The following is an 8,962-nucleotide window of genomic DNA, read 5'->3' as shown; positions in this document are numbered from 1 at the left end:
CTGTCGGGGCTTCACTTAACGGCTCCGCCGTCCGTGAAGACGGGATCTCAGTGGTCTCGTCGGCCCGACCCGGACGGAGCGGCCGCTCTCGGTTCCACCGCGGACTCCGGTCTGGCCACGGCGTTCGGGTCCGGGTCCGGGTCGACGGTGGCTGGACGCAACCGCAGCGCGCCGAGCCCGTCCGTCCGGAACAACAGCAGAGCGGCGATCGCGCCCACCGAAGCGATGCCGACGGCGCAGGCCAGCAGGGTTCCCCGGGCACCGAACACGCCGATCAGCGGGCCGGAGAGCAGCGTGCCCAGCGGCATCGCCACCACGGTCACGGCGCCGTTGGCCGCCAACACCTGCGGCAGACGATCCGCTTGCATGGTGTTCTGGAACACCGACATGGACAACGCGGTGTACGGTGCCCAGATGAAGCCGGTGACCCCGAACGAGATCATGGCGACCACGACCGGCACGCCGAGGCCCATCGGGATCATCACGAGACCCAGGAGCAGCACGACTCCGACAATGGCGGTCCAGGGTGGCAGGCGCCGCAGGTAGCCGGCGCCGAACCCGCCGATCACCGAGCCGAGGCCGAACACGGTGAAGTAGGCCGACAGGACGGCAGCGGACGCATGCAGGTCCTCGGAGACATGGACCGGCAGCGCGACATAGACCGGCCCGAACATGAAGAACAAGCAGAAGGACAGAGCGACCAGGCTGTACAGCCGCGCCTCGGTGCGAATGATCCGGAGGCCGGCCGACCGGGACGCCTTCTCCTTCGTCTTCGGCAGTCCGGGCACCGCCCGGCGTACGAAGACATATGTGACCGCCAGGATCAAGAACGTCGCGGCGTCGATACCGAACACCAGCGGCGCGCCGCTGGTGGCGATCAGCACGCCGCCCAGCGACGTACCCAGGATGTTCATCAGGTTCGTCAAGGTGCTCAGCACGGCGTTACCGGCGAGCCGGTCCTTCTCGGGGAGCACCTCGGCGATCAGCGTGAAGCGGCCGGCCGAGCCCCACGAATGCAGGAGCGAGGAAATACCGAGCAACAGGATGTAAACCTTGATGTCGAGCACGCCCAGGGCCCAGCACAACGGGATCGCCGCCAGCGCAGCACCCCGCAGGGTGGCATCCCAGCCGGCGAGCTGAGCACCGGTACGGCCGCGCATCAAGCGACCGAGGACGAACGTTCCCACGGTGGCAGGCAGCGTGTAGGCGCCGACCGCGACGGCCACCCAGGTGTCCCGATGATCGGCGGGAGCCAGCTGCAGAGCGAACCAGCTCACCGCGAGCACAGCCATGCCGTCACCCAGGGTGGACAGACTGAGGCTGGGCAGCAGACGCGCCAGCACGGGATGTCGCAGCACCGGCAGATACGGTGACCGTCTTAGAGAGAGGCTCTTCATCTACGCGGGTTCCCCCTCTGTCATCACGAATGGAAGCGACGTCCCGCGCTCACCACTTGGGACGTGCCGCGGCACGGCCGAATCCTACGGGGCTATTGCCCGATACATTCACCTGTCGAGTCCTCGTCTGAGCCGGTTGCGCACGATTTACGCAGGCAGCGAGCACCTCGAGTCGTCTCGCCGGCGGGACTGCCTCCGGCCCGGATCACATCAGGAAGGTCGGATCCCGATGATAATCTTGCCGACACTCTTGTCCTGCTCTATGTTCAACCAGTCTTATCCCCGGCTGAATGACCGCAGACCTCTATCGGGCTTCAGACGCGGCGTAATTTTCCGTGGTGCCGCATGCCGCCAGTGCCTCGTCATGCCACCTTGAACGGGTAATCCGGTTGCCGGATCTTGAACTTGGACATGCATCCCGTTTTCGGGCGAGCGCGCCGGTTGTGCCAGCGGATGTAGTCACCGATCGCCGTGTCTTGCTCGGCGTGGATGCGGTGAGGACTCACGATGCCGCGACCGGATCCTTACTACGGCCATCGCGACGGCCAAGATCGCGAACATCGCGACCCGTATCGGGCCCTTGGTGATGATCGCAACGACAGCGGTCATGGCGGCCAGGACCCCGGTCAGCACTGTCCGGCATTCGAAGCGTCGGGCCGCGGCCTCGTCGCGGGCACCCTGAACGCTGCCGATGATCCACACGCTGGCGAGAAACCGAACGTGACGAACGCCAGCAGCAATCCCACGACGTCGAGCGCATGAAGCTGGGGCACGCCGCGAGTATGGCAGCATCCCGCGAGCCAACCTCGCTGCTCCGGTCGAGGAACGTCTCCGCTCGCCAGCGCCGGCGAGCGCCGGAGAGATCGCAAGCTGATTGGCCGCCTGGCTCGTCACCCGCCGGAGCACTACACAGGGTAGCCATGACCCAAACCCGCCAGCCACGCAATCTGTGACGGGCAGCTCGGAACGAATCACCGCAGCCACCGAGTGGTGCGATCACCGTCGATTGAGGACTAAATTGATCGTTATCCTTGAATATATCTATGAGCTTGGCCAGGATTTGGCCAGGATGACAACCGAAAACAACCGCGAACGACCGAAAGTAACACGCAATGCGATCGGGCGGGTACAGAAAGTGGCCGGGCGTTCATGCCCCGGCCACAACACCTCTGAGCTGCGGAAACAGCCTCTTTTAGTCCTTCAAAAGCTGCCGCGCCATCACAATCCGCTGAACCTGATTCGTGCCTTCGTAGATCTGGGTGATCTTGGCGTCGCGCATCATGCGCTCGACCGGGTAGTCGCGCGTGTACCCGTACCCGCCCAGAATCTGCACCGCGTCCGTGGTGATCTCCATGGCCACGTCGGAGGCGAAGCACTTCGCCGCCGCGCCGAAGTACGTCAGGTCGGCGTCCCCCCGCTCGCTCTTGCCGGCCGCGGCGTAGGTCAGCTGCCGGGCCGCCTCCAGCTTCATCCCCATGTCCGCGAGCATGAACTGCAGCCCCTGGAACTCCGAGATGGACTTCCCGAACTGCTTGCGCTCCTTGGCGTAGCCGAGCGCGAAGTCCAGCGCGCCCTGGGCGATGCCGATGGCCTGGGCGGCGATGGTGACCCGGGTGTGGTCGAGGGTCTTCATCGCGGTCGCGAAACCGGTGCCCTCCGCGCCGATCATCCGGTCGGCCGGGATCCGCACGTTGTCGAAGTAGACCTCGCGGGTCGGCGATCCCTTGATGCCCAGCTTCTTCTCCGGCGCCCCGAAGCTGACCCCGGGGTCGGACTTCTCCACCACGAACGCGGAGATGCCGCGGGAGCGGGCGGCCGGGTCGGTGACCGCGAAGACCGTGTAGTACTCCGACACGCCGGCGTTGGTGATCCACCGCTTGACGCCGTTGAGCACCCAGGAGTCGCCGTCCCGGACGGCGCGGGTGGTCATCGAGGCGGCGTCGGAGCCGGCCTCCGGCTCGGACAGGCAGTAGGAGAACATGCCCTCGCCCGCCGCGACCTTGCTCAGGTACTTGCGCTTGAGGTCCTCCGAGGCGGACAGGATCAGCGGCAGCGAGCCGAGCTTGTTGACCGCCGGGATCAGCGAGGACGCGGCGCAGGCGCGCGCCACCTCCTCGATCACGATGGCGGTGGCGAGGGCGTCGGCGCCGGCGCCGCCGTACTCCACCGGGATGTGCGGGGCGTGGAAGTCGGAGGACCGCAGAGCGTCGTACGACGCCTTCGGGAACTCCCCGGTCTCGTCGGCCTCGGCGGCGTGGGGCGCCACCCGGGCGTCACAGACCTCGCGCACGGCGGCGCGGATGGTCTCGTGGTCCTCCGGCAGCCGGTAGGCGTCGAAATCAGACATGCTCGCTTGCCCTTCCCTCTTCAACTGTCCCGCGCGCAATGTTACTGGCGCGTAGCGTACGCCGGGCAATGGAACCTGACTGTGCCGAATATCGCCGCCGCCCGCGGGCAAGCGAGGTCAGTGCCGGGTTCGGGTCCGTTTCAACAGATCTCCACCCGGTTGAGACTGTTCTAATGAGGTGGCATACCGGCATGCTCTAACTACTGAGCGGCACGCTGGCTAGGAGGTCCGGTGGCGAAGGCTGAGGAGCCTGACTACGGCGAGCAACTGTCTCGCATCGACGCCTCGATAGCGGCGCTCAAGCAGCAGGACATGGAGGCTGCCTCCACCCGCACCAAGATCGCCAGCAAGATCCAGGCGGCCCAGTTCCAGCGCGACATCCTGGCGCACGCGCAGAAGAAGAGGACGGGCAAGTCCAAGCGCGCCTCCTCGGCCACGCGGCACCCGGCCGAGGACTTCCCACCCCCGCCGCCGCCCGGCGCCCGGGTGGCCGGCCCGGACGAGGAGCCACCACCACAGCCGGCCAGCAGCGCCCGCCGCCGGCCCACCGCGGATGGCCCGGAGGGCCCCGCGCGGCGCCCGGCCCGGCAGCCGGCGGGCCCGGTGGAGCACGCGCCGGAGGCGTCCACCCAGTCGGTGCAGAACATCCTGCTCGGCCTGGGCGCGCTGCTGATCGGCGTGGCCGCGGTGGTCTTCGCCGGGGTGGCGTTCTCCAACCCGGTGGCCCGGGCGGTGATCCTGGCGCTGTTCACCGCGATCGCGCTGAGCGTGGCGCCGGGCGTGGCCCGCCGCACGCTGACCTCGACCGCCGAGACGATCGCCGCGGTCGGCCTGATCCTGCTGCCGATGACGCTGTACGCGCTGCACGGCAGCCCGCTGGGCGGCGGATCGGACGTCGCGACCCCGCTCTACCTGGGCCTCACGTTCGCCGTCACCGCGGTGGGCAGCTTCCTCTACGCCGGGGCCACCAAGCTGGCCATCCCGCGGTACGCCACGGTGATCGCCACCCAGCCGGTGGCGCCGCTGCTGGTGTACCCGTGGATCCAGAGCCCGGCGGGCTGGGGGCTGGCGCTGACCGCGGTGGCCGTCCTCGACCTGCTGCTGCTCACCCGGGTGATCAAGCGAGGGCGGCTGGTGCCGCGCTGGCCGCTGGGCCGGCCCACCTTCGCGGACCGGGCGAACGCGGCGGAGCTGGAGACCGGAGCCGAGCCGGAGCCCCGGCCGGAGTCGCAGCCGGAAGAGCCGGATCTGATCATCTCCGGCCTCAAGCCGAGGCGCCGCCGCTGGATCCCGACCCGGATCTTCCCCGGTCCGCGTCCGGAGGGCGCCCCGCCGGCCGGGTCCGTCCCGCTCACCGCGCCGGCCGAGCCGCCCTCCGCGGAGTGGCTGCGCGAGCTGACCTTCGCCCTGCTCTGCTTCGCGTGCGCGGGCGCCCTGCTCTACTCCTCGGTGGCCCTGCTGCAGGCGCAGACGGTGCCGGACGCGCTGCGCTCCGGCCTGATCCTGGTCGCCGCGGCGCTCACCGGGGTGGCCGCGGCCCAGTTGCTGGACCAGCCGCTGGCCCGGCACATCGCCGGCGGCGTGCTCACGCTCACCGTGATCGGCGCCGCGGCGCGGGTGGCCGACGTGGCCGACCCGCGCTGGACGCTGGTGATCGCGGCCGCCGCGGTGGCGATCACCGGCGCGGTGGTCGGCCGGCTGCCGGAGACGGTCCGCACCGGCCCGCAGTACGCGTCGGCCGGCGCGCTGGCCCTGATCGGCCTGCTGGTGGCGATCGACGCGATCCGCGCCGCGATCGCCCCGGTGGCCGCGGCCCGCCCGATCTGGCACGCCGACACCGCCGACTACTCCCGGGTGCTGACCGAGGCGGTCGGCCCGTCAGGCTGGCTGCTGGTGTTCAGCGCGCTGCTGGTGACGATCGCCGCGGCGCTCGCCCTGCCGGCCGGGATCCGGCACGAGGGCGCGGTCATCGGCGTCGCCATGACCGCCCTGGCCCTGCCCGCCTCGCTCGGGCTGAACTGGTCCGAGGCGCCCTGGCCGCTGGTGCTGGCCTCGATCGCTCTGGGCGCCGGCGGCCTCTGGTCGACCACCCGGCGGATCGCGATCACCCACGTGGCCGCGGCCGGCGTGGTGGGCCTGTTCGGGGCCGGCGCCGCGCTCTCCGCGACCTGGCTGACCGCCGCGGTGCTGACCGCGCTGGCCGGCGCCGGCGTGATGGTGACCATCGCGGCCCGGCAGATCCCGTTCAAGATCTTCGCCTGGGTGATCGGCGACTGGGCGTCCGGCGCTGCCGCGCTGGCCGTCCCGGGCGCCGCGGTCACCGCCGCGCTGGCCATCTCGGACACCGGTCAGGGCCCGCCGCCGACCGCCGCGGCGACCGTCCCGGCGCTGGCCGCCGGCTTCCTCGCGGTGGCCGGCACGCTCAGCTACGCCGCTGTCTACCAGGTGGCCCGCCGCGAGATCAGCTTCCCGCTGACCGCCGGCACCGGCCTGGGCGCGCTGACGCTGGCCGCGGCCGCGCTGTTCGCGCCCGGCCGGGCGCCGGCCGACGTCGCGGTCGGGGCGCTGCTGCTGGCCGCGGGGCTGTTGCTGTTCTTCGCCAAGACCATCGACAACCGCGGTCGTACGGACACGATGATGGACGGTCCGGACTGGGCCGCCGCGGCCGCCACCGTGGCGATCTGCGGCGCCCTGGCCCGGGTCGCGGCGCTGGCCTTCCCGACCGCCCCGCTGGCCGTGGCCGGCGTGGTGATCCTGCTGGTCGGCATGGGTGTGACGGTGCTGCAGGAGGACTGGAAGCGCGGGCCCTCCCGAGGGCTCGGCATCGCCGCGCTGGTGGTCGCCGCGCTCGCCGGCTACCAGGCGGTCGGCGGCAGCCTGAGGATCCTCTCCGCGCCCGGCCCGATCTGGGCCGCCGACGTCGAGCACTTCGCCGCCACCCCGCCGCCGGGCGCCTGGCAGGCGCCGTTCGCCCTGGTGCTGATCGCCATCACGGCGGCCATCGCGCTGCCGAGGCCGTGGTCGCACTACGCCTCCGGGGTGTGCGCCGCGCTGGCCGTGATGGGCGCTCCGTGGGCGCTCGGGCTGCCCTGGTGGTCGCCGTTGCTGATCGGCGCCGCGGCGGCCACCGCGTACGCCCTGGCCGCGCTGGCCACCAACGACCCGCAGGGCGCCCGGGCCCGGGCCGCGGTCGCCGCCATGGTGCTGCTGCACGCGGCCGCGGTGGGCCTGGCCCGTCCCTGGTCGACCGGGATGGCGCTGCTCACCGTCGTGCTGCTGGGCACGTTGATCGCGGTCGCGGCCCGCGGCCGGGCCGATCCGCTGCCCGACCATCGCGCGCAGGTCGGCGGCGCCGCCACCGGCGCGGTGCTGCTCGCCCTGCCCGGCACGTTCGCGGCGTTCTCCGCCGAGCAGGGCGACAGCGCCCAGGTGGTGCTGACCGCCGCGCTGGCCGGTTCCAGCCTCGGCCTGGCGCTGCTGGCCATGCTGGGCCGGCACGTCCCGCAGTACCTGCCGTGGGCCACCATCGGGCTGGTGCTCGGCGCGACAGTGACCGCGCTGGTGTCGGTCCCCACGTCGTACCCCACGGCGCTTTACGCCGCGGCCGCCGCCCTGCTCGGCGTGCTCGCCGAGATGCTGCGCGGGGCGGTCCCGGCGCCGCTGCGGCCGTCGGTGGTCGAGGAGTTCCCGGCCGGCGACATCCGCTACCAGCGGGCCCGGCGGCTGCGCGGCGGCGGCCTGGTCCAGCGCTGGCGGAGCGATCCGGCGACCGGCGCGGTGATGCTCGCCCTGCTGCCCACGGTCTTGGCGTTGTTCTCGCTGGCCCCGGCCCTGCGGGCGGCTCTGTTCGACCCGCTGCGGCAGCTCGGGTCGGTCTGGGACGGCCCGGTCCCGGCCCTGCTCGCACCGGACGCCGGGAATGTCGACGCGACCAGTGCGCTGGCCGCGGTGCTGCTCACCGGCGCGGCAGCGCTGGCCGCGCTGGGCTTCGGCGGGCGGCCCGCCGAGACCGTCCCGGTGATCCTGCCGGGGGTGGCGCTCACGTTGCTGATCACGCCGATCGCCCTGCACGCCGGGTTCCCGGCGGCCACCGGCGCGGCGCTTGCCGTCTTCACCATCTCGATGCTGGGGCTGGCGCTCACCCTGCCGCCGGTGGCGAGCCGGTCGCCGCTGCTGCGCGGCACCCGCACCGTCGTGTTCGTGATCGGCCTGCTGGCCGGCGGCGCCGGGCTGTTCGGCAGCCTGGCCCGCGCCGACCTGACGCTGTTCACGCTGGGCGCCGCGGTCGGCGTCGGGCTGGTCGCCGCGATCGCCGGGCGCACCTCGACCGCCCGCCTGCTGGGCTGGCTGTTCGCCGCGCTGATGGGCCAGATGTTCGTGCTGGCCGGGGCGATCGCGCTGGGGCTGGACCGGCATTGGGCGGCGTTCGGGGTGCTCGCCGTGGGCGCCGGGCTGCTCGCCCTGGAGTCGCTGCTGCCCCGGCTCGGCCTGGCCCAGTTCCGGGCCGAGGCGGTCACCGTGGAGTGGAGCGGGTACGCCTCGGCGGCCATCGCCGGCGCGCTGGCCTTCGACTCGCCGGCCCACCTGGCCGCGCTGCTGGCCGCCTGGGGCGCGGTGCTCGGCCTGACCGCGTCCCGCCCGGACCGGACACCGAGCCAGCGCCGGACGCTGTTCTGGGTGGCCGTGGGCTTCGAGATCGTCGGCTGGTGGCTGTTCATCGCGCTGGCCGAGGTGGCGCTGCCGGAGGCGTACACGTTGCCGTTCGCGGCGCTGGCGCTGGCCGTCGGCATCGTCGAGGCGCATCACCGCCCGGAGCTGAGCAGTTGGGCGGCGTACGGCCCGGCGCTGCTCGCGGCGTTCGTCCCGACCATCGCGCTGGGCCTGACCGGAGGCAGCCACCAGGACATCCGCGAGGTGCTGCTGCTGCTCGGCGGCGTGGTCACGCTGATCATCGGCTCGCGCACCCAGCAGCAGGCCCCGGTGGTGATCGGCACGATCGCCACGGTGATCGCCGCGCTCACGTTCGTGTTCAGCCTGGCCGGTCCGTGGGTGATGCTGGTCCCGGTCGGCGTGGTGCTGATCTTCCTGGGTGCCACCAGCGAGAGCCGCAGGCGCACCCAGGAGCTCAGAGCGCGCGTGTCTCAGATGCGATAAAAGACGATTCGGAGGTACGGCGTGAGTCCGCGTCCCCGGCCGGCGGGCCGGGGCGCGGGCTCAC

Annotated in this window: 4 protein-coding genes; 2 read left to right on the top strand and 2 right to left on the bottom strand. The window is 71.9% G+C overall.

All coding sequences use genetic code 11. From position 1 onward, the window contains the following. Window positions 1-47 precede the first annotated feature (47 nt). Window positions 48-1,358, bottom strand: a complete 1,311-nt coding sequence (locus tag Asi03nite_RS20320) for an MFS transporter (protein ID WP_203681945.1) — start codon at window positions 1,356-1,358, stop codon at window positions 48-50. A 546-nt stretch (window positions 1,359-1,904) separates the two neighbouring features. Here Asi03nite_RS20320 and Asi03nite_RS20315 point away from each other — a divergent pair. Then, window positions 1,905-2,159: a hypothetical protein gene (locus tag Asi03nite_RS20315; RefSeq protein ID WP_203681943.1), complete on the top strand. Its 255-nt coding sequence runs from the start codon at window positions 1,905-1,907 to the stop codon at window positions 2,157-2,159. A 430-nt stretch (window positions 2,160-2,589) separates the two neighbouring features. Here the strand turns inward: Asi03nite_RS20315 and Asi03nite_RS20310 are convergent, their stop codons facing one another. After that, the gene (locus Asi03nite_RS20310) at window positions 2,590-3,744 is read right to left on the bottom strand and encodes an acyl-CoA dehydrogenase family protein (RefSeq protein ID WP_203681941.1); all 1,155 of its coding nucleotides are present in this window, start codon (window positions 3,742-3,744) and stop codon (window positions 2,590-2,592) included. Between the two features lie 231 nt (window positions 3,745-3,975). Between Asi03nite_RS20310 and Asi03nite_RS20305 the strand changes: the two genes are divergently transcribed. Next, window positions 3,976-8,898, top strand: a complete 4,923-nt coding sequence (locus Asi03nite_RS20305) for an SCO7613 C-terminal domain-containing membrane protein (protein WP_203681939.1) — start codon at window positions 3,976-3,978, stop codon at window positions 8,896-8,898. Window positions 8,899-8,962 lie beyond the last annotated feature (64 nt).

The sequence above is a fragment of the Actinoplanes siamensis genome (genome assembly GCF_016862395.1).
Taxonomy (GTDB): domain Bacteria; phylum Actinomycetota; class Actinomycetes; order Mycobacteriales; family Micromonosporaceae; genus Actinoplanes; species Actinoplanes siamensis.
The sequence above is the reverse complement of the archived record's forward strand: the minus strand, read 5'-3'. Positions and strand labels throughout refer to the sequence as shown.